The sequence below is a fragment of the Anaerotignum neopropionicum genome, from assembly GCF_001571775.1.
Lineage (GTDB): Bacteria > Bacillota > Clostridia > Lachnospirales > Anaerotignaceae > Chakrabartyella > Chakrabartyella neopropionicum.
The window spans coordinates 268,890-293,723 of sequence record NZ_LRVM01000004.1 but is presented as its reverse complement, the minus strand read 5'-3'; the positions used below and the strand labels follow the sequence as shown (position 1 = coordinate 293,723).

General features: G+C 39.0%; 21 protein-coding genes. 2 read left to right on the top strand and 19 right to left on the bottom strand.

Annotated elements, in window-relative coordinates; all coding sequences use genetic code 11:
- Positions 1-178: 178 nt before the first annotated feature.
- The 7 genes from CLNEO_RS08605 to CLNEO_RS08575 form a co-directional block, all read right to left on the bottom strand.
- Positions 179-3,271 carry an AAA family ATPase gene (locus tag CLNEO_RS08605; protein WP_066087367.1) on the bottom strand — a complete coding sequence of 1,031 codons (3,093 nt, stop codon included), beginning with the start codon at positions 3,269-3,271 and terminating at the stop codon, positions 179-181.
- A complete protein-coding gene (locus CLNEO_RS08600; RefSeq protein WP_066087364.1) occupies positions 3,268-4,401 on the bottom strand; it encodes an exonuclease SbcCD subunit D in 1,134 nt (377 codons plus the stop codon). The genes CLNEO_RS08605 and CLNEO_RS08600 overlap by 4 nt, the downstream gene beginning before the upstream one ends.
- Before the next feature lie 130 nt (positions 4,402-4,531).
- Positions 4,532-5,593 (bottom strand): alcohol dehydrogenase, encoded by a 1,062-nt coding sequence (locus CLNEO_RS08595; RefSeq protein ID WP_066087451.1) that lies wholly within the window; start codon positions 5,591-5,593, stop codon positions 4,532-4,534.
- A 33-nt stretch (positions 5,594-5,626) separates the two neighbouring features.
- On the bottom strand, positions 5,627-6,217 hold the full coding sequence (locus CLNEO_RS08590) for an NAD(P)H-dependent oxidoreductase (RefSeq protein ID WP_066087361.1): 591 nt from the start codon (positions 6,215-6,217) through the stop codon (positions 5,627-5,629).
- Positions 6,218-6,232: 15 nt separating this feature from the next.
- Positions 6,233-7,156: a ribokinase gene (locus tag CLNEO_RS08585; protein WP_066087359.1), complete on the bottom strand. Its 924-nt coding sequence runs from the start codon at positions 7,154-7,156 to the stop codon at positions 6,233-6,235.
- Entirely contained in the window at positions 7,153-7,629 is a 477-nt protein-coding gene (locus CLNEO_RS08580) for a DMT family transporter (protein WP_066087356.1), read from the bottom strand. The genes CLNEO_RS08585 and CLNEO_RS08580 overlap by 4 nt, the downstream gene beginning before the upstream one ends.
- Positions 7,630-7,641: 12 nt before the next feature.
- Positions 7,642-8,067, bottom strand: a complete 426-nt coding sequence (locus tag CLNEO_RS08575) for a DMT family transporter (RefSeq protein ID WP_083531930.1) — start codon at positions 8,065-8,067, stop codon at positions 7,642-7,644.
- 159 nt (positions 8,068-8,226) lie between these two features.
- On the opposite strand from CLNEO_RS08575, the gene CLNEO_RS08570 reads away from it, so the two are divergent.
- Both CLNEO_RS08570 and CLNEO_RS08565 read left to right on the top strand, forming a co-directional pair.
- Positions 8,227-8,973: a nucleoside phosphorylase gene (locus CLNEO_RS08570; RefSeq protein WP_066087354.1), complete on the top strand. Its 747-nt coding sequence runs from the start codon at positions 8,227-8,229 to the stop codon at positions 8,971-8,973.
- Between the two features lie 71 nt (positions 8,974-9,044).
- A complete protein-coding gene (locus tag CLNEO_RS08565; protein WP_066087351.1) occupies positions 9,045-9,836 on the top strand; it encodes a hypothetical protein in 792 nt (263 codons plus the stop codon).
- Positions 9,837-10,045: 209 nt separating this feature from the next.
- On the opposite strand, the gene CLNEO_RS08560 is transcribed toward CLNEO_RS08565, so the two are convergent.
- The 12 genes from CLNEO_RS08560 to CLNEO_RS08500 form a co-directional block, all read right to left on the bottom strand.
- The gene (locus tag CLNEO_RS08560; RefSeq protein WP_066087348.1) at positions 10,046-10,408 is read right to left on the bottom strand and encodes a CoA-binding protein; all 363 of its coding nucleotides are present in this window, start codon (positions 10,406-10,408) and stop codon (positions 10,046-10,048) included.
- 387 nt (positions 10,409-10,795) lie between these two features.
- Positions 10,796-16,249, bottom strand: a complete 5,454-nt coding sequence (locus CLNEO_RS08555; RefSeq protein ID WP_066087345.1) for an S-layer homology domain-containing protein — start codon at positions 16,247-16,249, stop codon at positions 10,796-10,798.
- A gap of 52 nt (positions 16,250-16,301) precedes the next feature.
- Positions 16,302-17,030 carry a hypothetical protein gene (locus CLNEO_RS15805; protein ID WP_066087342.1) on the bottom strand — a complete coding sequence of 243 codons (729 nt, stop codon included), beginning with the start codon at positions 17,028-17,030 and terminating at the stop codon, positions 16,302-16,304.
- Between the two features lie 1,082 nt (positions 17,031-18,112).
- The gene (locus CLNEO_RS08540) at positions 18,113-19,150 is read right to left on the bottom strand and encodes a sulfate/molybdate ABC transporter ATP-binding protein (protein WP_066087334.1); all 1,038 of its coding nucleotides are present in this window, start codon (positions 19,148-19,150) and stop codon (positions 18,113-18,115) included.
- A gap of 2 nt (positions 19,151-19,152) precedes the next feature.
- Positions 19,153-19,824, bottom strand: coding sequence for a molybdate ABC transporter permease subunit (modB, locus tag CLNEO_RS08535; RefSeq protein WP_066087332.1), 672 nt, complete (start codon positions 19,822-19,824; stop codon positions 19,153-19,155).
- Between the two features lie 22 nt (positions 19,825-19,846).
- Complete coding sequence (gene modA, locus CLNEO_RS16275) at positions 19,847-20,689, bottom strand: molybdate ABC transporter substrate-binding protein (RefSeq protein WP_066087329.1); 843 nt, start codon at positions 20,687-20,689, stop codon at positions 19,847-19,849.
- A 78-nt stretch (positions 20,690-20,767) separates the two neighbouring features.
- On the bottom strand, positions 20,768-21,769 hold the full coding sequence (locus tag CLNEO_RS08525) for a hypothetical protein (protein ID WP_083531927.1): 1,002 nt from the start codon (positions 21,767-21,769) through the stop codon (positions 20,768-20,770).
- Between the two features lie 11 nt (positions 21,770-21,780).
- On the bottom strand, positions 21,781-22,395 hold the full coding sequence (locus CLNEO_RS08520; protein WP_066087327.1) for a Fe-only nitrogenase accessory AnfO family protein: 615 nt from the start codon (positions 22,393-22,395) through the stop codon (positions 21,781-21,783).
- A 13-nt stretch (positions 22,396-22,408) separates the two neighbouring features.
- A complete protein-coding gene (locus CLNEO_RS08515; protein ID WP_066087324.1) occupies positions 22,409-22,699 on the bottom strand; it encodes a PqqD family protein in 291 nt (96 codons plus the stop codon).
- A 9-nt stretch (positions 22,700-22,708) separates the two neighbouring features.
- Positions 22,709-23,527 (bottom strand): beta/alpha barrel domain-containing protein, encoded by an 819-nt coding sequence (locus tag CLNEO_RS08510; RefSeq protein WP_066087320.1) that lies wholly within the window; start codon positions 23,525-23,527, stop codon positions 22,709-22,711.
- Positions 23,502-24,494: a homocitrate synthase/isopropylmalate synthase family protein gene (locus CLNEO_RS08505; RefSeq protein ID WP_066087317.1), complete on the bottom strand. Its 993-nt coding sequence runs from the start codon at positions 24,492-24,494 to the stop codon at positions 23,502-23,504. The genes CLNEO_RS08510 and CLNEO_RS08505 overlap by 26 nt, the downstream gene beginning before the upstream one ends.
- A 26-nt stretch (positions 24,495-24,520) precedes the next feature.
- Complete coding sequence (locus CLNEO_RS08500) at positions 24,521-24,829, bottom strand: 2Fe-2S ferredoxin (RefSeq protein WP_066087314.1); 309 nt, start codon at positions 24,827-24,829, stop codon at positions 24,521-24,523.
- Positions 24,830-24,834: the final 5 nt, after the last annotated feature.

The window sequence follows — 24,834 nt, the reverse complement described above, 5'->3', positions numbered from 1 at the left end:
TAAATATTCTATTGAAACCCCATATTTCTGGGGTTTTGGTTGAGTCAAGGGTAAAACCCTTGTAGGTGTTTAAGGGCAAAGCCCTCAAGGTTTTGACTTTGTTTACACCCTAACCACTCGCTACGGCGAGTGGTTTTTTCTAATAAAAAACGGGTAGTAACACCACCCGTCAAACTTTTTAAGCCATAATTTCCACAGAACTCCCTGTAGAACCACGCTGAACCATTATTTTTTTATCAATATTTTCCTTTAGCTCAGTAATATGAGAAATAATTCCTACCAAGCGATTCCCATATGAAAGGCGTTGCAACACTAAAACAGCCTGTTCCCTGGATTGTTCGTCCAAAGCACCAAAACCTTCATCAATAAACATTGCATCTACTTGAACCCCTCCCGCATGACTCTGAATTACGTCAGAAAGTCCCAATGCCAAGGCTAGCGAAGCTTTAAAAGCCTCACCCCCCGAAAGAGATTTCACAGAACGGCTTTTCCCTGTAAAATAATCCATGACTTCCATTTCCAAACCACTTTGGCTGCGCTTATCCGAAGCATTTTCAGCCCGCAAAAGGCGGTATCTTCCTTCCGTCATTTCACCCAAACGTAAATTTGCAGCCCGAAGCACGCGGTCAAAGTAAAATCCCTGTACAAAGGATTCAAAAGTAATTTTATCCTTTCCCGAAAGCTCTCCGTTTGCTGTTTTGGATAGCTCTAAAATGGGCAAATACTGCTTTTCAATTTTCTTACGTAATTTTAATTCTTCCTTTCCATTTTCAATTGCAATTTCTTTTATGGCATTCGTTCGGCTTAACTCCTCTAAAACATGATCAGACTCTTGCAAACGAAGTGCTAAGGCTCTCTTTTCTTCCTGAAGCTTTCCTAAATCCGTTTTTTCTATTTTTTCACCCAACTCAGTGCGCTGAATAAAATCCGCTAACTGGTCTAGCTTATTGAAAAACGCACGGTTTTTTTGTTCCTCCTGCTCCATAATTTCTCTGGACTTTGGCAAAGCCAAACCATATTCTTCTCTGGAGGAAAAGCCTTTTTCAAGTAACACGCGGGCAAAATTTTCTTTTGCCATTTCCACTCGTTTTCCCCCTTGCACTTCCAGGTTTTTTGCCTCCTCCAGACGGGTTTCCAGCTTTTGTACCTCCTCCTTTTTTTCCTGATACATGGTAAGGGTGCGACTATACTCATACTCTGCTTTTTCAATATATCGCTGCAAGGCCTCCATTGCAGCCTTTGCCTGAGCAGAAGTTATGTTCTTCTCAAGCCGATCCTCTAAAGCTGTGAATTCCCCTTGTAATAGACTATTTTTTTCTGCGTTTTCTTTGCATTTTTCCTTATTTATTTCTAATTGCTCTCCCAGCTTTGTGAAGGCTACGTTCTCTCGTTGAAACTCTTGCTCTAATTTTGTAAGCTCTTGCATTCTCCCGTTTTGCTTTTGCAACTCTTTTTCTTGCAAATTGATTTCTTCTAATAGAATTTTACAATCCTCAGGAAAAGCTTCTTCTGTTGTAGAAACATCAAAATATGCTTTTGCGATAGATTCTTTCTGTGATTCGCATTTTACAAAAAGCCCTTTTCCCTCAGCAGCAAATTCCTGTAATTTTGTATGGGCAAGCTCCTCTTGCTCCTTCGCCATTTGCCATTCTTTTTCTGTGGGGGCACTTTCGGATAACACTGCTTTTTGAGGATGTTCCAACGAACCGCAAACAGGGCAGGCAACACCATCCTTCAACATTGACGCCAAAATGCCAGCTTGCTCTGCCAAAAAAGCAGACTCTACCTCCTCGCGGCGACGCCTTGCTCCTTTCCAAGCCAAGTCCGCCTTTTTGTATTCATTTCGCATCCCATGTAAGGCTATTTCATCCAATTTTAGAATCTCTTGCATTTGAACAATCTGTTTCATTCGACTCTGTCGGTCTTTTTTTGTCTGAATGGATTGGTTGAGTATCAATTCCGTCTTTTCTAAGAGTGGTCTTTCTTCTAGTTTTAACTTGTACTCGTTGATTCTATCTTCCGCCGCCTTTAAATTGCTTTGTAGTTCCACTGCTTGATTTTCTAAAAAGCGTTTCTTTTCTTGCAAAACGGCCTTTTCTTGTATCAGCTTTTCTCTTCGGGCGTAAACTGCAAAGTCACTTTGCAGCTTTTTCAAACGAATTTTCTCTTCATTTAGCTTCGGCTGTTCTTCCTCAAGATTTTTTCTTTCCTCATCCTTTTCCTTTAAAATTGGACGAAGTGCCTCTAACTTTTTCGTAAAATCTACAACTTGTTGTTTTGCATCTTCAAAAACATCTGTTTCACGCTGCAAGTTTTCCTCAAGAGGAAGAACATAATCTTGGGCAATTCTTTGCTTTATAAGAAAAATTTGTTTGTTTGTATTTTCTTCTTTTTGTTCTATTAAAACAAAAAGCTCTTTTTTTGCACTTTCCAAATCTGCAATTCTTTTATTATTAATTTCCCCCTTGCTGATCAGTGTAGCCAATACCTGTTCTTTTTCCAAAAAGGCTGCCCTTTCTTGCTTCAAGGCTTTTATTTGTTTTTGGCTGGCTATAAACGCTTCCTCCTCCCCAATCAGTATGGTTTCAGCTTGGTAAACCATGTTCTTATCTTCCTCAGTTCTTTGGGGACAAAGCTGCTGCAAGTGGTGGAGTAACCGTTTTTCACTGTCCTCATAATTGGTTCTGTTTTGTTTTTCTGCTTCCTTTAACCTTTGCTGAAAATCCGAATAAAGATCAGTATGAAACACTTTGCGAAAAATTGCCCCTCTTTCACTGCTTTCGGCATATAATAGTTTTAAAAATTCACCTTGGGCAATCATTGCGATCTGCTTAAATTGTTTTGCATCTACGCTTAAAAGCTCTTCCACGGCTTTTTTTACCTGCACAAATCCAGTAGAAAGTGTTGCCTCCCCACAAAACAAAGCCGCATCTGCAACCTCTGTTGTCACTCCCTCGCCGTTTTTTTTCGGCCGTCGATAGGCGGGGTTTCTAACAATGCGATACTGCTTATCCCTATGCTGAAATATCAGTTCTACAAAGGTTTTCGTTTTTCCAAGGGCAAAATCGCTGCGAACGCTATCAATACCACGACTGGAACCGCTGGTTTCTCCAAATAATGCAAAGCAAATTGCGTCAAATATGGTGGTTTTCCCTGCACCCGTATCGCCGCTAACCAGAAAAAGACCGCCATCCCCCAATTTATTGAAGGGTATTTCAACCTTTTCAGCAAAGGGTCCAAAAGCCGATATTGTTAAGTGTATCGGTTTCATTCCACAACACCCTCCAATCCTTCCCAAGCCTTCTGTGCAGCTTGCTTTTGCATTTCATCCATTTCCCTGTGGTTTTGCCGTTCAAAAAACAATTGAAACAATTCCTGTGGTGAGGTATCCTCTGCGGAATAGGGAAACTCTTTTTCTACGTGGCTTTCCTGGGCTTGCATTTCGATGGTCATTATGTTGGGATATAATGACCTCAGCTGTCCCATTGGGTCGTTTAGCAGCTTTGCATCTGTAAGAATCCCTCGAATATAATCCTCCGATCCACCTTCAAGCCTTGCCGCATCCACCAGGGAGCATAAAGGGCCTTTGATCTCTCTAAGGGGGCGTTTAGGCAAAAGTGGAATAAAATCAAGCTTGATATCGCCCTTTTCTTTCAATTCCACCATGGTAATGGATTTTTTTCGTCGAATTTCAGAAAAAGAGTAGGCCAGTGGTGAGCCTGCAAAGCGAATCTCGTCCTTGCCAATTCTTTGGGGACTATGCAAATGCCCCAACGCAACATAATCAAAATCAAAAAATACGCTGGCATCCACCTCATCCAGCCCGCCCAAGGAATAGGTTTCAGAATCGCTTTGCTCTGCGATACCGTGCCAGGTTACAAATTGATGTGCCAATAAAATATTTCTTCGTTCTTTTTTTAAGTTTGTTTCTTGCAAAGTCAATTCAACCGCCCTTTGATATGTGGGAATATCCTCTTGAAAGAAGGGACTAACCAAAGCCGGTTTCACAAAAGGCAGTAAATACACACCAATTTCTCCAAATTCATCCTGGAAAATAATCGGATCAAGCCGCCCTTGATAGCTTCCGCAGATATGAATTTTATTTTCCCCAAAAAGACGGCTGCCAAAATCCAAACGATAAGATGAATCGTGGTTTCCTGCTATCATAAAAATCGAAATTTTCCGCTGAGACAGCTCAGTTAGAAACTCGTCCAATAAGCGCACTGCCTCCACCGGCGGAACCCCTTTATCATAGACATCGCCGGAAATCAAAATAGCGTCAATGTGTTCATCCTCTGCCCTTTTTAAGATTTGAGTAAGGATGTACTTTTGGTCATCTATCATGGAAAAATCATAAATTTTTTTGCCTAAATGCAAATCTCCAATATGAAAAAATCTCATGCTTCCCCTCCTTTTCCTATTTGAATAAAGCCAACAAATAGCTTGAATTTATTATTGTGAAAAGCAGACACCGATAAAAGATGTCTGCCCCTGCTTGAAAAATTTGTTATGCATTATTTTTTTGAACGCATCATCCCTTGTGTATTTCGTCCCGTTCATAAGGCGTAATCACCCATTTTATACAGCCATCCAGCTTATTTTCAAAAATGCGATAACCTTCCATGACATCATTTAGAGGCGCACGATGGGTAATTAAACAACGAGTATCAATTTTTTTACATTGTACCATTTTCATAATATCATCACAGCTGTTTGCATCCACGCCACCTGTTTTAAACACAAGATTTTTTCCATACATTTGATGCAAAGGCAGGGTCTGCTCTTTTTCATAAAGAGCAACCAAAACCACAACAGCGTTAGGCCTTGCTACCTTCCATGCCAATTGAAATGTATTTTCCCCACCAGCAACCTCAAATACACGGTCCGCTCCTCTGCCTTGCGTTAGCTTCAAAATTTCCTCCCCGACATTTACTTCCAGAGGGTTTAAGCAAATATCCGCCAAGCCTTGCTCTTTCGCCAAGGCCATTCTATCGTTACTAATATCTACAACAATTACCATGGCAGGGCTATATAATTTAATACTCATTAACGCACAAAGTCCCGTAGGGCCGGCGCCCAAAACAACCACTGTATCGGCTGGTTTGATTTCGCCAATGCTTGCCGCCCAATAGCCTGTTGCCAAAATATCACCATTAAATAATGCTGCTTCATCGGAAACATCTTCGGGAATTTTCGTAAGGCCCTGATCAGCCATAGGAATGCGTGTAAACTCAGCTTGACCTCCATCAATACGACAGCCCAGTTCCCATCCGCCATGAATGCAGTTGTTTACATAACCTTGCTTGCAAAAAAAACACTCCCCGCAAAAAGTTTCCACATTTACTGAAACCCGATCACCAAGGTGAAAATGCTTTACGCCCTCTCCAACCTCAACCACTTCTCCTACAAATTCATGGCCTAAAATCGTGTTTTCCTTTGCTCTTGGTACTGCTCCATGCTTTATATGTATGTCGCTGGAGCATATGGTGGATCTGGTTACTCGCACAATGGCATCTGTATCTTTCTCAATAACAGGCATGGGGCGATCCTCTAAAGAAATCACGCCATTTCCTTTATATACAACTGCTTTCATCGTTTTTTCCATGTTGAACCTCGATTCTTATGTTTAAAAATCAGCCGCCATCTCTTTCGCCTTTTCCATTGCTTCTTCCAAAATCACCTCTACAGGTCGAATTCCCATATCCAGCCCTTCCGCTGCAATACAATCATATCTTTGAATACCAAAAAATTCGCACATTGCTTCCATATATTTTGAACCCATTTCCATAGGCGTTTGGTCGTAAAACCCGCCTCGGGTAGTAACGTAAACCAGATGAACCGCCTTGCAGACACCAAAACATCCTTGTTCGTTGCAGCCAAAGGTAATCCCCTCAACGCACAAGTTTTCAATATAAACCTTTAGCAAAGCCGGAAAGCTTAAATCCCAAAAAGGAGCAGCTACAACAATTTTATCCGCCTTGGCAAATGCATGGGCATAACGAAAACGAGGGTGTGAAAAATCCTTTTTCACCAATAGTTCATCTCTTTGGTGAAAAAAACCTTCGGACATATAGGTCATCCCCTCATCCATCAAGGAGAGCTCCGTAATCTCGTAGTTTCCTGTCTTATTTAATTCATTTAGAAAAAAATCAACCAATTTTTTCGTTCGAGATGCTTCCTTACGAATACAGCAGTTTACAAATAATATTTTTTCCATGGGGACACTTCCTTATTAATTAATTTTTTCAACAGATAATGGGCCGAATCTCTTTTCTTCTAATATCCCTTCCACTTCCACTTTTAAAGGCACAGAATCAGACGCACCCTTTTTGCCGATGGCCAAGGCACTTGCCGTTGTTGCCATTCGTAAAGACGCGGGAATGGATTTTCCATTCAGCACGCCATAGAGAAAATATCCGCTAAAGGTATCCCCGGCGGCCGTTGTATCCACAACCTCAACCTGATAGCATCCGATTTTAAAGGTTTCTCCATTGAAAAAACAGATTGCACCTTTACTCCCAAGGGTTAAAAGAATATTCATACTTGGATATTTTTTCTTTAAAACAGGTAGAATCTCTTCATCCTTTTCACAGCCTGCGATCTGTTTTCCTTCAACCTCATTAACAATCAACCAATCCAAAAGCCCTAAAGGATACCCCGAAACCTTTTCATCCATAGGTGCAGCATTAAAGGCAATTTTCAATCCTCTTTTATGGGCTTCTGTCATAATATAGTCTACCAAATTAGCTTCATTTTGTAATAAAACAAGGCCTTCATTTCCAAATTCATCCAATGTTTCGTTAATATATTCTTTTGTCAAATGCTGATTCGTACCGCCGTAAAGCAAAATACAGTTTTGTCCACTAGAATCCACCTGAATGATTGCATGTCCACAGCTTTCCTCAAGTCTCTTTATCAGTGAAGTATCTACGCCATTTTCTGTAAGCTTATTTTCCAGAATTTCCCCGCCCTTACCAATGAACCCTGCATGGAAAACCGTATTTCCTGCCTTTGCCGCCGCAATGGATTGATTTAATCCCTTTCCGCCACAATTGATATATAACCCCTTCGAGGATAATGTTTCCCCCGGCTGAACAAAATGATCCACATTGTAAACATAGTCCAAATTTAAAGACCCAAAATTTAAAATTTTCACTTTGTCTCCTCCTCGTTTCTTCCTAAAATAGCTTGTCGCAAATCTTTTTGACGAACCTTTTCCTTCCAGTAAATTCCAACTAATATCAAAAATATGCCAAGAATTTGAACGGGACGAAAACTTCCAAAAAAAACATAATCCAAGGCAATCGCTGTACCAAGCTGTCCGAAAAGCATTAAAACAGTGGAAGTCATGGCTCCTGTGTTTTTTGTGCCTATAATTAAAAAAATCATAGCAATTAATCCGCAAATACTGCCTAAATAAAATAAAAGAGGAACCCCTTTTATATATTCAAAGCGAAATTCACTTCCTTTTCCCACAATATACACCAGACAGAAAGATATAACTGTTGCTTCAATATAATTAATTAACGCCCCTCTCGGCGTACCTAAACATTGGCCCGCTTTTACATTTACCATTTTATTAACTGTATTCAAAAAACCATTAGCAATTGCAACTATATAAAATATCATTTTTTTGCCTCCTTAGCCGTAAACAACAACCAAAACGCCGATTAACACCAACAAATAGCATGGGAGCTGCTTTAACCGAAATGCTCGTTTTGAGGCGTTAAACCAGCCATAATGGTCAATAATTGCTGCTGAAAGCATTTGACCAATTACCGAAAGACTTAACATTGCCGTTGCACCAATATGTAAAGTGCACCAACTACTGGTTGCAACCATTGCTACCCCCATAAATCCTACGGTATATACATATTTGGGTACACCACGAAATGAAATTGGTTTTTTTTCTTTTATTATGATATATAAAAATAGGAAAACCGCCGCAATCATATGAACAAAAAAGCAGATACCAAAAAGGCTGTAATAATTTCCCAACTGCCCATTTAATGAAACCATAAACCCCTGAAAAATGCCCGCTAAAACTAAAAAAACAAAATAAATCATAGTTACCTCCTTAAAAACACAAGGCTTTCCCTTCCATCTTCTTTCAATGATTTTAGCATATTATTCTAATAGATTCAAATATTATGAAGGTGAACGTTGCATTTTTTCAAAATATAAGGTAAATTAAAACAAAAAAACACAAATCAAGGAGGGCCACTTATGTTAAACCTACAGCCTCACATTCAATTGGATGATTCTCTTGGTATAAAATATGCGCTGCTACCCGGAGATCCGGCGAGATTAGATCGAATTTCCCCATTTTTAGAAAATGCTCAAGAACTAAAATTTAACCGTGAATATAGAAGCCTGGTTGGAACCTATAAAGGTGTGAAAATATTGGCAATGTCCACCGGTATGGGCGGTGCTTCCACAGGAATTGCTGTGGAGGAACTGCATAAAATTGGCGTAGAGGCAATGATTCGCATCGGAAGTTGCGGCAGCTTACAGCCTAAGGTGAAAATGGGTGATATTATTTTGGTCAGCGGCGCTGTTCGAGATGAGGGCACATCCAAAACCTATATAGATTCAATCTTTCCCGCTGTACCAGATACAAACCTTTTACTTGCCTGCTTAGAGGTTGCTAAAGAGAAAAATATACCTCATCATACAGGAATTGCCCGAAGCCATGACAGTTTTTATACAGACGATGAGGATGCGATTGATGCATTCTGGTCAAAAAAAGGTGTGCTGGGTTGTGATATGGAAACAGCTTCTTTGTTTACAATAGGTCATTTAAGAGGGGTGAAAACCGCATCTATATTAAATAATGTTGTAGACTATCAAGGCGACACCTTTGATAGTATTGTAAATTATGTTGATGGTGCATCTCTTTCTATGCAAGGTGAAAAAAACGAAATTATTGTTGGACTAGAAGCTTTTGTTAGGCTGGAAAAAGGCCTTTTATAGTTTTTTATGCAATAGAAACTTTTTCTCCTTTTTTTGCGTCTGTGTAATAAAACTGAAAAGGAGTCAAAAAAATGAAAAATTATCTTTTTATAGCCTTATTCATCTGTAGTTTGTTTTTATCTGCCGGTTGTACGGAAGAAAAATCAGGAGAGCATAATTCCACAAATAACGCCTTGGACTCTGCTGATATAAATCAAAAGCCCTCTGTGCAATCAGAAAAAATAATAAAAGGAAAAATTATTAAAATAGAAAATGATATGTTGCTCATTGCAGACACTGAGGATAAAAGCGGTTTATACCAAATTTCAACCAAAAAGTTCTTAGGTGACATCTCTAAAATCACTACCGGAGATATAGTGGAAATAGGATTTGATGGTACGATTTTAGAGATTTATCCGAGTATCATCGCAAATGTTGATTACATTATTTTTCTGAAAAATGGCGAAGATTTTGTAGGACTGTATTATGATATTTTAATGCAGCTTTATGAAACAGATTTGGAATTAAACAGTGGGATTGACTTTATTGCCCTAGATTTGACGAAAGACAATAATCTCCTAGATAGCGAAAAAACCGCTCTGTTGCATTTACTTTGGAGTAAAACGCAAAAACAGACTAACTTGGCAACCTATGAGGAATTGCTTTCCGAAAATTTCATTACGGTGGAAGAAAATTCGAATTATGCCCAGTTTAAAACAGGAATTTTATTTAGGCTTGAAACATCCGAATTAGAACAAGGAAAATTTACTTTTAATGCCGAAAAATGGCGCTCCTCACTAGGTGCATATTTTTTTACCAACTGCGAAGCAAGAAAAGAAAATGGAACATGGGTTTATGAAATTGGCGCAGAAATGATTTCTTAATTATTTGAGTAACAACTTTGCGTTTTTATGCTAAACTCGTTGTTTGAATTAATATTCGGTTTTTTCATATCTTCAAAAGAGTTCGCTATTTTCTGCAATGTTATTTTGTAAATCAGTTTGTCTATACACAAAAACCCGATTTATTTAACATCAAATCGGGTTTTCTACAGGCTGGAACCATTTCTGTGATAAAACTTCCAAGTATATTTTTAATTTTTTTTTGCATATACCCGCAAACCCACCAATGCGCAGCCTTCAAAAAACGCAATATGAGATTTTTCAAGATATTCTAACAACGCAGGACTTTCTGCGCCTGGTTGAATCAAAATATATTTATATGGTTTGGTGCACTCTTTGATGAGATTCAGCCCTTTTGATGGATGAATGCATAAATCAATGACATCTATATCTTCCGAAATATCGTTGAGCGATGCCAATTCCTTCCCAACACAATAAACTTTATAACCGTGCTCCATCAATTCATTTTTTATCTTATATGCATATTTATCTTTGTTTAACGTATCTCCAACAACCGCAAAAACATTTTCCTGCATAATTTCTTTTAAATTCATAGGATCACCCTTTCTAAATTGTCCCTGTGGGAACGGTATCTATTGCAAATTTTTTCATCTTTATCCAGTCAATTGAAAAGGATTGTAGGATTATTATGCAATTTTTCCGACTATTCTCAATGCCGGAATACCAAATTCCGCTTTCATCTTTATAAGCACATTATATATTTTCTACAAATAATTTCAACTAAAAATTACATTAATTTCTTATTTACAATCATTTGTTTCTTTTTTGAAGGAAAAGATAAGATATCTCTGCCTTAAAATTGACCATATTCCAAGGAATTATTCTATGAATCTCCCTTACTAATAAAAAAGCCCTTACCTTGAAAATCACTTCCTCGGTAAGGGCTTAGTTACTCTCTATTCAATTTTACAATAACAGCATTAATTCCAGGTTTTATCCGGTGTAATTGCTGTCCAGGTTTCAGCACCGTCAGGTGTTTCCCTTGTGTAATCATGTGAATTTGTTGCTTCCATTACTGCTTCATAGTACCAAGCGTCTTTGTTATTATCACTCCAGTATCTCGCATTCTCAAGCAAGCCTTCTTTGCTTACCTTTCTGTTTAATACTGAATTAATCAAAGTCACTGCTTCCGCTCTCGTAATATATTCATTAGGTCGGAAGGTACCATCTGGGTAACCGTTAATCCAGCCTTTTAATGCTGCTGAATTAATAAAGTCTTTTGCCCAGTGGTTGTCAATGTCTGAAAATTGATTTGTATCGGTTGTGCTCAAATTATCAAACTTCGATACAATAACAGCAAATTCTGCTCTGGTAATCGCATTGCCAGGCTTAAACTCACCGCCCGGATAGCCGGAAATTACGCTACCATTTGCCAAAGTTGCAATGCTTGTATTTGACCACCGCTGGCTTGATACATCAGGGAAATCTTGGGTTGTTGACCTCATAGTTGCTCTGGTATCATCACTCAGCAAGCGGTAGAAAATTGCTGCAACTTCTTCACGGCTGATTTTGTTTGTTGGTTTCACGGTACCATCTGTATATCCGAAAATGTAAGCAAAATGGTCAATCATGTTTAAACCATCCGCCAATGGCACTTCTTCATCAAGAATTGTTACTTCCTCACCAAAATCGCTTCCGTTATCCGATGAATTTCCTGAATCGCCCGAATCGCTGCTCTTTTTCCCATATACAAATACAACTTCATATTTGTCTATTTCGGAAAAATCTAACGTAATACTTCTTGAAGATGAGACAGCTACACCATTTACTGTAACCGATTTAAGTTTTGTGTATCTTCCACTATTTACAGCATTTACTATAACACTTTGACCTTCAACACTTTCCTGAGACTGTGTTGTGTCATATACTGTATTGTCTCCGTACACATGTTTTACTATCAGGTCATTTTTTTCATAAACAACGTTCACTGTACGACCGTCCTCATCAATTCTAATCGGTAATACAGTGGGATCGCCATTAATCTGATATTCTTTGAATTTGTAGCCCTGTGGTGCATATAAAGCCACAGATTCAATGTTCGGTTCTCTCTTCAACACGGAACCAGCTACTGTTTCAAATGGAATCTCGGAACCTTCCAAATAGTGTTCTACGGTGAAGTTCCACACGTCTTCATTGGGTTCCCATACTGCTCTCAACTCCACATCACTGTCAGGCATAATAAATCTGCCATTTGTAATTGTTACAACATCATCCTTTACTACCCAACCGCCAAAGGTAAAGCCATCTCTCTGAGGTGTTACATTAGAGACCACAATTTCGTCACCTTTATATCTGTCGATAATATCGTTTGGCATATTGGTTACTTGACCATCAGATACATACTCAACGGTATGTTCTTCCAATTTTTCATATCCGTATTTAATCCAGATACAATTATCAGGCATTGCACCGCTAAGCGTACCATCTTCAGTTAGGGTAATATTATACTTTTCCTTCAGTTCCTGAATGAGTTCTGCTGTTGTATCTACAATCAGTTTGTTTTTGCCAATAAACACAGTGATATTGGTTAATTCATAACCTCTTATAGGATCATTTGCTTGGCTGCTGATTTCTTCGCTTGCTTTGCGTTTCACAGGAGCAATAACGTCTTCATTTGGATAAACATCTTCTGGAGAAGCATCGTCATTTATATCCGCATGCTCAACAACAAAGGAATAAACATCAACAAACTTCGCAGTGAATATTAAATTACTTGTTACAGTATCAGGGAATGAAGCATTCCAACCTGCAAATTCATAATCGTGGCTATATATATTCTGGCGCAATTTTCCTACAACCGTTGGAACTGAAATATCTGTCCAAGGTGTATTCATATGAACGCCTGAAATAGTCACAGGGCTGATTGTGCCTCCTGCCGCTTTGCTTTTATTAATTATAAAGCTGACATTCAGTAAAGAGGAGAATTTAGCAAGATACGTCATATTGCCTAATACTTCTGTATCCTCTGCAGGTGTTTCCAAAATTTCTTCTATGCCGGATTCACCTTCCATCACCCTATACCATGCTTCAAATTCATATCCGGCATTGGCTTTTGCTGAAGGAATTGCTCTACCAATTGCATTACCAATTAAGATAGGATCTGTAACAACATCATCAGTATTGCCATTAAGCGTACCGTGTCCGTCTGTTGTAAATGTTACTCTAGCCCAGTCCTCATCTTTGATAACAACTTCACCATACAATAGTGTTGTATCCATAATTACAGTACTGAATTCAAAGGGGTGTTCGCACTCCTCGTCAGTATACCAACCGTCAAATTTGTATCCGGGCTGGATGTTTTCAATTGCAGCTGCTGTTGGATCTGCGGCTGTTGTTCCCTTCTGAATTGATTGGCTATCAGGTTTTACAACACCGAAGAATTCTTCAGTTCCATCCACCATAATACCTTTCACTTGGAAAGAAACTACTGCGTTATCCTCAGTCCACTGTGCTGTAAAGGTCAAGCCATCATTGGGGATTAGATCATTTTCACTAGGCAGTGTTTTATCCCATGACGGAGCTGCTAATTTCCAGCCAGTACTTGCAGCTATAGGTGTTGGTACTTGACCGCTATAGTCAGACCATGCTGCACCTTTAATTGCATCTATCACAACATCTGCATTTGTTCCGCCTTCCCATTGTCCATGGGTACCAGCTTTAAAGGTAATTGTGGTCCAGGCTTCTGCATTCTTTACAAGATAGCAATCGACATGAATTATATTACCCTCTTTCACCAATCTAAATGGTACTATGTCATATCCCGGAGCATTGTTGTATGCAGCATTCAAATCTGAAGTACCCTTATAATTTCTAATTAAATCTGCAAATTTTGCATCCGCAGTTTCGGTTCTGTCCTTTGCATCGGGCGTTGTGCTTACTGCAAACTTATTAAGATCTACATTAGAAATTTTAGATTGATCTGACAATAGTGCCGGACTATACCGGGTTGAGGTATGAGTAATGTGTGCTGCAACGGCTGCCTCTGCCTCTGCCTCAGAATCAAACTTTGCAGTTATTGTTGTATCAGCACTAGATTTCTTTTCATATACATAGTAGCTCACGTTATAAATCTGTGTCCACTGTGCTGTATATGTTGCATTTTGCGTAATGGTTGTCGGCAAATCCTCATTTTGGATTAATGTTGCACCATTATCTGTCGACCAACCGATAAACTCATAATTATTCTCTGCTGTCACAGTAGGAATACCACCAAGAGATGCAAGGGTAGTGTCTTTTAATACACTAGGCCATTCAACTTTATTCTGGTTTGTATTCAATGTGCCGTGGTCACCTGCTAAAAACGTTACCTTGAACCACATGTCATCTTGTTTCTGATACTTCATTTCATAGGTTTTTGCACCTGTAACTGTTTGAGGGAATGTTACAAATTTTTTCTCCACCGTATCATACCAACCCACTGTTGCCCAGCCAGGGTCTGTAGTTATTCCAGGCGCAGCATCGAAGATTGCATCATAACTTGTGGCTGTTGTAACGCTTGACTCAGTTGGGTAGGCGCTAAATTTACCATGCTCGCCTCTATCGAAGACTAAGTTCACAGGATTTGAGGTATAGTAAACTTTAATCACTGTGCTTCCGTTTGGCTGTATTCCAATGATATTAGCATCTTGATTGTATGAATCCAGACCAACCTTTGCTTCCTGGAAAGTATATTTTGTATAATCTCCCGTTTTCAAGCCTTTGACACTTGCAAGTGTTACCGTAGGAGCACCTTGCCATACAGTGGCGGGTACTGGGTCTCCGGTTTGTACACCATTTTTGTAGAATACAACTTGATATGCATAGGTTTTGCTTCTGTCTTCATCCACTCTGGCGTGAAGGGTAATTGTATTATTCCCATCTACGGGAGCGTCAAAGTCAAATTTACTTCCTGTACAATTTGCTTCTTTATACCAACCGATTACTTGATAGCCAGGTGCAACGGCAACTTCTGGTTCTGTCACCTTATCACCAATTTTAACCAATTGGTCTGCTTGGGCAGGATCAACAAAGCTTGCTTTGTCCTTATTTAATCCAACAAAATTAAACTTTGCTGCAATACTTTTTGCTACCTTTAATTTTGGAACAGCAGAACTGTAATCATTTTCAGTTACCGCTAAATTAACAACATTTCCGCTTTGGTTTTTATATGTTCCATAGGCTGATTTCTTTACATTTGTCGGATACTCTCCGCCTTTCTCCAAATCTGCCTTTTTCAGCTGCACAAAAATTTCCAAGCTCTGCTCTGCTGTTGAAAAATTGGGCAGACTCCAAACAAATTCTTTGCCGGCGTTAATTTCAACTGTACCTGCGCTTGCAACATAGGAAACAGACGTTTCCGGCTTATTTGTCAAAGTAAAATGTTCTGTATCAATAATATCATGAATTGATACATTTGCTGTAATGGTTGAACCAATGTCACTTAACAAGCCTGATAATTCACTGGCATCAGTAATGTTATGATAATGTGCAGAACTTGTTGCGTAATTCTCTAAACGATTCGTTGCATCACCGTTTGTAAGATTGAATCCAACTGTGTAAATTGTAATATCTTTTGATTTTAATGATGCAATTTCGTTTACACCATTCCAACTTGGATTATTTCCAGATTCACCCTGTAAACCGGGTTCACCATCAGTTAAAAATACAACATAACCAGGTCTGGATTTATCCGTTCTTGCATTGAGCATATTATATGCCCTTTGCAAAGCAGTGGTATAGTTTGTTCCGCCCTTCGGTGATTTAGGAATTTTAGCTGCAATCTTACTTGAATCGTTTGTCAGACCGCACTCGTTAGAGTTTTGAGCATAGCCACTTGAACTAAACACCACCAACCCAAGGCGATTTTTGGTGTTTTTATTTGGAATAACTTCATCAGTCAATGCTTCTACGGCATCTGTTGCAATTGACCAGCGAGTTGCACTTTCTTCGTACATTGTTTCATACAACATACGATTTAATTTGTTTTGCCCACCCCTCGTCAGGGTACCATAGTAGTCTGTTTCCACATCAAAGCGATCTGATTCATGACCACTCGCTGTATATAGAACCACCGTTAGATAGTTCGATAGTATAACATAGTGAATATGCTGTGCTACTACTTTATAGTTTACCCACGCCTCAGTTTGCACCGTAACATAATCGTCCATGCTTCCGGATGCATCCAAAACCATAACAACATCTGCACCAGTTGTTGTGGTAATTGGTGTTCCTTTTGTTTTTAGAGTTATCTTTGCAAGCCCCGCTTCTTCATCAACCCACTCCGCCATTTTCGTTAATTCGTGGTCATCAGTGGCAGCAGCGAAAGCACTTGCGGGAAACAGCGTAATAACCATAACTGTGGCCATTAGTAAAGATAATAACTTCTTAAATCTCATTCAATCACACACCTCCTTTATCCCTTCTTTCTTTATTTAATTGTTTTTCATCTTAGCGGGCACTCACCTCCCCTACGATTTCGAAAGAAGTTTCATTAATTTCAACAATTATGCTAGGATCAATGGTTCCACTTAAAATTAAATAGTCAATTACAATTTCATTTTCGCCTGCAACTAGCACAACGTCTTCAACTTCAATCATTGACTCAAGATTATCATCATGACGAGCGTAGTTTGCTGTATGAACAGTTTCGCCCGCAGTCAAATCTACAATTACTTCTTCTGTATCGGTAGATCCGAAAAGACCATGTTCTCTATGAATAATTTTTAAGGTCGCTAACTCTTGAGGTGCTTCTACCAAAGGAACTTCTTCCTCAGGGATTTCAACAATCTCGCCTTCGGGTACTTCTACTACCGGTACTTCTGCTTCGGGTACTTCTGCTTCCGGTACTTCTGCTTCTGGTACTTCTGCTTCTGGTGCTTCTGCTTCTGGTACTTCTGCTTCTGGTACTTCTGCTTCTGGCACTTCTGCTTCTGGCACTTCTGCTTCTGGCACTTCTGCTTCTGGCACTTCTGCTTCTGGCACTTCTGCTTCTGGCTCTTCTGCTTCTGGCACTTCTGCTTCTGGTACTTCTGCTTCAGGCGCTTCTGATGCAATTAATTGACCTGCTGTTTCAGTCGCAACTTCTAATGCAGAACCATTTTCCTCAGCAAAAGCAACTACGTTTGCCGTTCCCAATGCTACACATAATGTCATTGTTAATCCTAATTTAAATTTCATTTTAATTCCCTCCAAATATAATTATATTTTATCAATACCTACAAGTTACAAAGCCAATTGCTTAAATTTGTTTGAATGTGTCTGATTGTAAAATATACTGCATTTTCAGTACGCTTCTTTTACAATCGAATCATTCCGTGCTCCATTGTTAAAAAGAAGAAACTCAACTTTTTAAACATCCATGGTAAATTTGCCCAAACTAGTTTTTTTCATACATTATATTTTTTAAAAAGATATAATGTACCTGACTTATTATGGCTCTAGTTTTATTATTTGCTTTGATTGTAGCATTCTCTGGTAACATCTTAGTTACAAAACAGAATTTTCCAATTCTTTTTATAATTTTTTTAAATTTCTTTAAAGATTTATGAAAGACTGAAAATTTAGTGCTTTTACTTAGAATAATAAATTTGCAATTCATATAAAAAGCAAATTTTGCAACAAAAAAAGTCCCCCCATTTGATAGCCTATACATAATTATCAAGTAGGAAACTCTATTTTAACATTCCAAAATATTTTGTTTTTTGGACAACTCCAGAGTTATCATATTATATTATTCTTTTTTATCCTATCCTTTAGAGCATCGTAGAATAACTATCACATTTCATCAAAAAAAAACTTCTTTAATAATAGATTTGTTGGAAATAAAAGTTGTTTCTTCCTATTTAAATACACATTTATTTTTAAATCATCTTTTCTTAATTCATCGTTATTTTCTTGTATGCCGGAACACTTTAAGTTGTGCCATCAATAAAATTGCCAAAGTAGAGAAAAACAATGAATCAACTTTATAATTTACATCATTTGGTTGAAAATGCATTTTTGCATTTACAAAGTTGGAGAAGAATCGCTATCTGCTATGCCAAAAACATAGGTTCTTTTGCAGCAGCAATTCAAATTCTGTGTATTGCTTTATGGTTAATAAGTGTTGATGACACTACCTAGTGTCATAGACTGAAAGGTCCAATATTCGCATTCAATTTAAGTGTCTTTATCCTCCTTTTAAAAATAGATTTTCAGGAATGAATTCCGCTAAAGTATCATTCCTGAAAAGCCGATCCATATATTTCTCTAAAGTTTAACTACTTTGTAAGCAATAGAATTTCAGTTCTAGGGATAGCCATTACCCTTGGGTACTTATGTAATTGGGCATAAACATCTTTTTGAATTTCCCATCGAATCAGTCCATCTGCATTTTGGGGCTTGATCATTAATATATCGCTGAAAACACCCTCCGTTACACTTACAATTTCATACTCCAGCAATAATGCATCAGTACTGGGGGTGGTTAAAAAAGCGGGAAGAATGCGTTTTGTCCTGATGCATAAATAAGACAGCCCATCGAAATTCTCATTGCATTCCAATTCCAACCCATAATCCGGGGCAAGTACTCGCCCCCTCTTCCAATATGCTTGACAGATATTTTTGCAGCCTATAAGTAAAGCATCCGTATAGGTTTTGGGCTTTATGTAAAGGGCATGCTTAGAGCAAATTTTTTCGTTTTTACCATGCTCCATCACAACAACCTTATCACTTATGCGAAAGACTTCGTCCCGATCATGGGAAACAAACAATACTGTTTTGCCAAATTCCTTGACAGCAGAAATAACCTCTTGTTCCATTTGCCATCTTAAATAGCTGTCCAGTGCGGAAAAGGGTTCATCCAGCATAATGATTTCCGGTTCACAAGCCATCATTCTTGCTAATGCACATCTTTGCTTCTGACCACCCGACAGCTCAGATGGTAGCCTTTCCTCCAACCCTGTCAGATGATAGGCTGAAATGAATTTATCAATATTACATCTTTTTTCTTTCGCCATAACAGCCATGATGTTTTTTTTCACAGTCATATTAGGAAACAGGGCATAATCTTGGAACAAAAATCCGACTTTCCGCTTTTGTGGCGATAGATTAATTTTTTTTTCGGCATCAAAAACAGTTTTTCCGTTTATTATAATTTTTCCACTATCCGGCGTTTCAACACCTGCGATGCACCGAAGTGTCATGCTCTTTCCGCAGCCCGATCCACCCATTAAAGCAACATTTTCGTCCGTTGCTTCAAACTTGACATCAAGGGTAAATGCACCCAGTCGTTTTTTTATCTTGCAGTATAAAGACATATTTATGACCTCCTTCCATAGGAGTTTTTCTTTTCAAAAATATTTACAATAAGCATTACAACAAAAGAAATCCCAATGTTTACCAAAACCCAGTTCATCGCCTGGCTATCCTGATTGGTTTGCCAAAAATATGCCACCGTCGTTGAAATCGTGGCAGTGCTATTTGCAATATAGCCTGCCACCATACTGGTAGCGCCATATTCTCCAAGCCCTCTGGCAAAGGCCAGCACAAATCCGGCGATGATCCCTTCCTTGCAGTTGGGCAAAAGAATGCGCCAGAAAATATATGAATTGGAAAGGGAAAGTGTCTTTCCAGCGGCTATAATATTTTTATCAAACGCCTCAAAGGAGCTTCTCGCCGTTCTGTACATTAACGGAAGCGTCACAATCACCACAGCAAAAATTGCAGCATACCATTTCATGGTAATTGTGGTATCAAAATATTTTTTCACTAAAATACCCAGCGAGCTTTTCGGCGAGAGTACCTTAAGCAAAAGAAACCCCACTACCGTAGGCGGCAATACCATAGGAATTGTAAGCAAAGTGTCAAAAAAACCTTTTAATACGCCCGGAAGCTTCACAATATAGTATGCCATAAAGATGCCGATAAAAAATGTGATAAAAGATGCAACAAACGAAATTCTTAAGGAATTATATAACGGAAACCAATCCATCGGCATCGCCTCGCTTAAAAAGTTATTTTTCGGGAACAATCAGCACAACTTCGTTTTCCAGCAAATTCATAAGGGTGTCCCCATTGATATATCCGCCCTCATTCAAAGCTTTCATCTGCTTTTGTGCTGCAGAGATAAAAATATCAACATTGGCACCAGACTCAATTTGTGTGAGCAAGGTTCCGCTGGAATCAAAATTGTATACAAGCTCAATATTCGGATATTTTACATTAAACAACTTACCGATTTCTGTTAAAGATTCTGTTAGGCTAGCAGCGGCAAAAATAGTCAAGGTACCCCTGTCATCAGCAGTCAAGCCCTTTGGCGTATCTGTTGCCGCAATTTTAAATCCAACCTTTTCGAATTCACTTTTTGCTTCATCTGTAAGAAGAAAATCCAGGAAAACTTCTGCTACAGCCTTATTTTCAGCCTGGGAAAGGGCTGCTGCAGGGTAAATAACAGGTGTTTTTAAGGTTTCGTAAGGAGCGGAACAGACGACTTTTACGCCATCAGCAGTTGCGGCATCCGTAGCGTAAACAACGCCGCAATCAACAGCCCCTTGTTGAACTTGTGAAATCACCTCTTTTACATTTGTACCAAAAGAAATTTTACTTTGCATTGCGTCCCAAAAGCCTAAATTAGTAAATATTTCTTCTGAATACTGCCCTACGGGTACATCGGAATTTCCTAATGCAATCAGCTTAACCCCATCGGTGTTTACATCTTCAAATCCGGTGACCTCTGCCAGTACAGCGGTTTGGTCCGATTGCTCCTTGGCGGTGTCTACCAGTGGGCTTGCGGCTTTTCCGCATGCCGTAGTCAGCAAGAAAGCGGCAATAATTATCATGGTTAAAAATTTTTTCATAAAATATCCCCCTTTTGAGTACAAGCCATGAAAAGCGCATGGCTTGCTCTCTTTCTTTGATTGAAAAATGTGGGTACGCTATTGTATTTCTTTATTTTTAGAATGACACAAAGAACAACTTGCGCAATCCTCAGGGGTACACCCTAAAACGTCGGTTTGAAGGCTTTGAACGGTAAACCTACAGGCTGACATGGAAAAGGTATGCTCTTCGTCGTTTACGATTGTTACAGTGTCATTTTCAAAATCAAAATAAAGCACCATTGCTTGAGTGATTTTCATATCATCATACAAAGGATGTATTTTTTGCTCAGGTTTAAGGAGTAAAAATTCGGAATCCTCGCTCTGTACAGCAATTCTATTGGACACCGTGGAAAACTTATTGATTCTTCCCATTTCATCAAAGGAAAGGGAATTGCTGTCAGCATTTATGCCAATGGCATTGGGATCATTTGCACTGAAACGCCCAATCTGCGTATGTATGATAACTGCCTCGGCAGGCTCAGCCGATTGGAGCTGACCGCTTTCATATAAAGAAAAACCAATTCGTGTTTGAAACGAACCTGACTTTGTGTTTAATGTAATGCATTCTCCCGGATATAGGGTGATGCTTTTGATCGCTCCGCTTTGATAAAAACAAATCCCATTGGTTTTTGCCGTAAATTGGGCGAAATCTAATTCGAAGGAAAGAGGGATATTATACGCACCTTCATCCTCCTCCGACCAAAAACCGCTTATTTTGCCGTCTGCCACAAAAACTCTGTGGATTTCTCCTGTGGGATAAAAAGTGACATATTCCGCCGGCAAAGTACCAATGGGGGTTTCTATTTCCGTTTGCTCCTCCAAGAGAACGCCTTTTACCAAGCCATTTTTATGAAACTCCACGGAAGCCTTGTTTTTTCTTCTTTCTGTTTCACTATAGGCAGGAACCAGTTCGCCTGCATGGGTCATAACCATATTTTTTCCCCCAAGCTTTACACCTTGCAATTCGCCGGAGGTATACGTTTCATAAGAGGTTACATCCCCTAATACACCAAAGGCAATCTGGATATGCGTGTCATCTACGACAAGGTAATTCATCATATTTTTCCCTCCTAACACTGTTTGTAAGTAATAGACAAATGAAGCTGAAGTCCTTTTTTTTCAGTCTTAATCTTAAATCGGGGATCCCTTTCAAGCCATGGCGGCATATGCGCACAAATCAGACTTAATTCCATAAATGGAACCGTATCAAAAAACGGTTTTAATACTTTTTTAGAGGTGAGCTCCGGATATTTTTCCTGCGCCTTCATCAAGTCAAAAAAGTATACGCCGGGGATATCCGTTTCAACGGGGGCAATGCTGCTTCCCAGTTCCTCTCGTTTTTTCCTTTCCTCCTGTAATGTCAAAATATCATTTTCTATTTCCGCTAATTGCTCCATGGTGTTGTCCTCTATTGAAAAAACATTACAGCCTGCTTTATCAAAAACAGTAAAGGGTATGCCGAAAATTTCCTTAAAAGCCACTGTATTACATTCTTTTATAAAGTTTAATAAATTCTCGGTCTTTCGTCTGATTTCAACTGGGGAGGTTGGTTCAATTTTTTCAAAGCATATGGTTTTCTTTTGCCGAAAGCCGTCCTTTTCCTTAACGTAAATTTTTATCTGAACACATTGATAAAAGTTTGCCAGATTTCCATTTTCATCAGTAAATACTGCGATTCCACCCATACCGTGGCCCCCTTTATTTATTTATTATTACAACATCTCCATGAATCAACTTGGCAAGAAATTCGCCCACCTCATATTCAGCATCCTCAAATTCAATGCCGTATTTATCAGCTACGGCTTCAATCAGCATTTGTGCATCTGCGCCTTTTGCCAATCGATCCCAAAGAAAAACACAGGTTTCATTGACTGAGGGAAGCCCCACTAAGGAGCCGTTTTCGCTATCGCTTTCATGGAAAATACAAAATTCTCCCCCTAATTCACGGAGGATATAACCCTCCTTTATCTTTACTGATTTAATATTCATAGTTCCCTCCTACAAAAGGCTTCGTACATCCTTATGAACGGTTTGAAGAAAAAGCTTCTGTACCTCAAGAATATCGCGCTTCTCAATTCCTGTATCAAAGCGCATTTCTGCGGCATGCACAAAATCATATAAATTGCAGTTTCCCGCCCGCTCTCCGATTCCAAACAAGGTACAATCTATAAATTCAGCACCAAGAACTGCCATTTCTAAGGAATTTGCTACCGCCATACCAAAATCATTGTGCTCATGGGTCTCAATAGGCAGGGAAGTTTTACTCTTTAATTCTTTTATTAATTTTCCTGCTTTTGTTGGAGTAAAAATACCTACTGTATCAGCAAGCCTTATGGTTTTTACCCCCAAGCTTTCCGCAAGATATGCGAGCCTGATCATAAAGCCAGTGTCTGCCCTTGAGCAATCCTCAAAGCCAAGGGTTATGGGAACGTCAAAATTATCAGCAATCTCCATGCATTGTATGAGTGCCTTTTCCACCCACTGCTTGTTTTTATTTAGCTTTGAGTAAATTTGAACATAACTTACAGGAGCTGCAATATGAATTAAGTCCGGTTTTTGCTTTGCAGCTTCCATAACATCGTTGGGAATCAACCGGGCCCATAAAGAAATTTTGGAGTTTTTTCGTCTTTCCATAATTTCTCTTAGAAATTCCTTGCCCTCGGTTTTTCTGTCGTAAATTCCAACTTCTATTTCATAAAATCCAATTTTATCCAAGGCTAGGGCAAGCTTAACTTTGTTTTCAGGGCTGAAAATAATCCCAGGACACTGTTCGCCATCGCGCAGTGTTGTATCAACTATTTTTAGTGGTTTTTTCATGGCAATCATATCCTTCAACAATTTTAGTAAACTCACTATCCGAAACAGCTGTTCCCTCTAAAACACTTTTCTGTTTTATGATTTTTAAAAGCTTCTCCGCGTCCTTTTCCGTATACTCGTTGTAGCCTAGCTTCTGCAGCTTTATCATTACCGAATTTTTACCGGAGTACTTTCCCAAAATCACCTTTCTTTTTAACCCTACCTCCTCGGGGGGATAGGGCTCATAATTGGCAGGCTTTTTCATAATGCCATCCACATGCACCCCTGATTCCACATGGAAGATTCTATCTCCAATGACGGGGGCAAAAGAGGGGATTTTTATCCCGACAATTTCTTCTAACCAAATCTTTATGTTTGCAAAATCGGGAAATAATTTATTGTTCATATAACGCTCTGAAACATGCAGTGCCATAATAATCTGCTCCGTTGCCGCTTTATTTCCTATTCCGGAAAATGTAGTTACAACACCATACCCCTTTTGCTCCAAAAACAATAAGGCCGTTGCCGTTGCACAGTGATAGGTATTTTCCGGACAAAGGATGGTGGTTTTTACAGGAATTTTTTTCTGAAACCATATGACCGCTCCATCACATCCGTTTAACAGCAGACTGTCAAGACCAACAATTTTTATTAGTCTGTTATCGATATGAAAATCTGTGGGTTCCGTAATATCATTGAGCTGGTGAGTTTCAATTTCGTTTGGCAGGGTACTCCTTTTCGGCGTAAAATAATATTTTATTTTATCATCAATCGGATAATTCCCTCGCATATAGGTCATTGTTCCCAGCTCAAGATAGTAAACAAACCCTTCGGGAAGCTCTCCCTCAAGCATTTCGTAAATTAAGGGATTAATCTGTAAATCCTTAATTCCCACATTTCCAACAAATGAAATAAAGCATTTAATTTGTTCCTTTGTCAAAGGATAATCATTGAGCATACATAATGTTGAATCTATAATCTTAATCATCTGCATGCCTCCATTTCAAAAAATTGTTATATCATAAGGTCTTTTACCGGTGTGTTCCCTTCAAAATGTTCATCAAAAATTCTTTCAACATCCTTTGCCTGAACATTCCCATACCATACACCTTCAGGATACACAACCACAATGGGTCCTTTATCACAAATACCAAAGCAGCCTGTATTATTTAAAACAACATCTCCCGACAGCTCCCTGTCCTCAATTTCCTGCATAAATGCTTGTATCAAATCGACACTCCCCTGCTGATGACAGTAGCCCTTCTGCTGACCGTTTATTCGACAGCTGGTGCAAATAAAAACATGAAATTTGGGCTGAATCATATGAA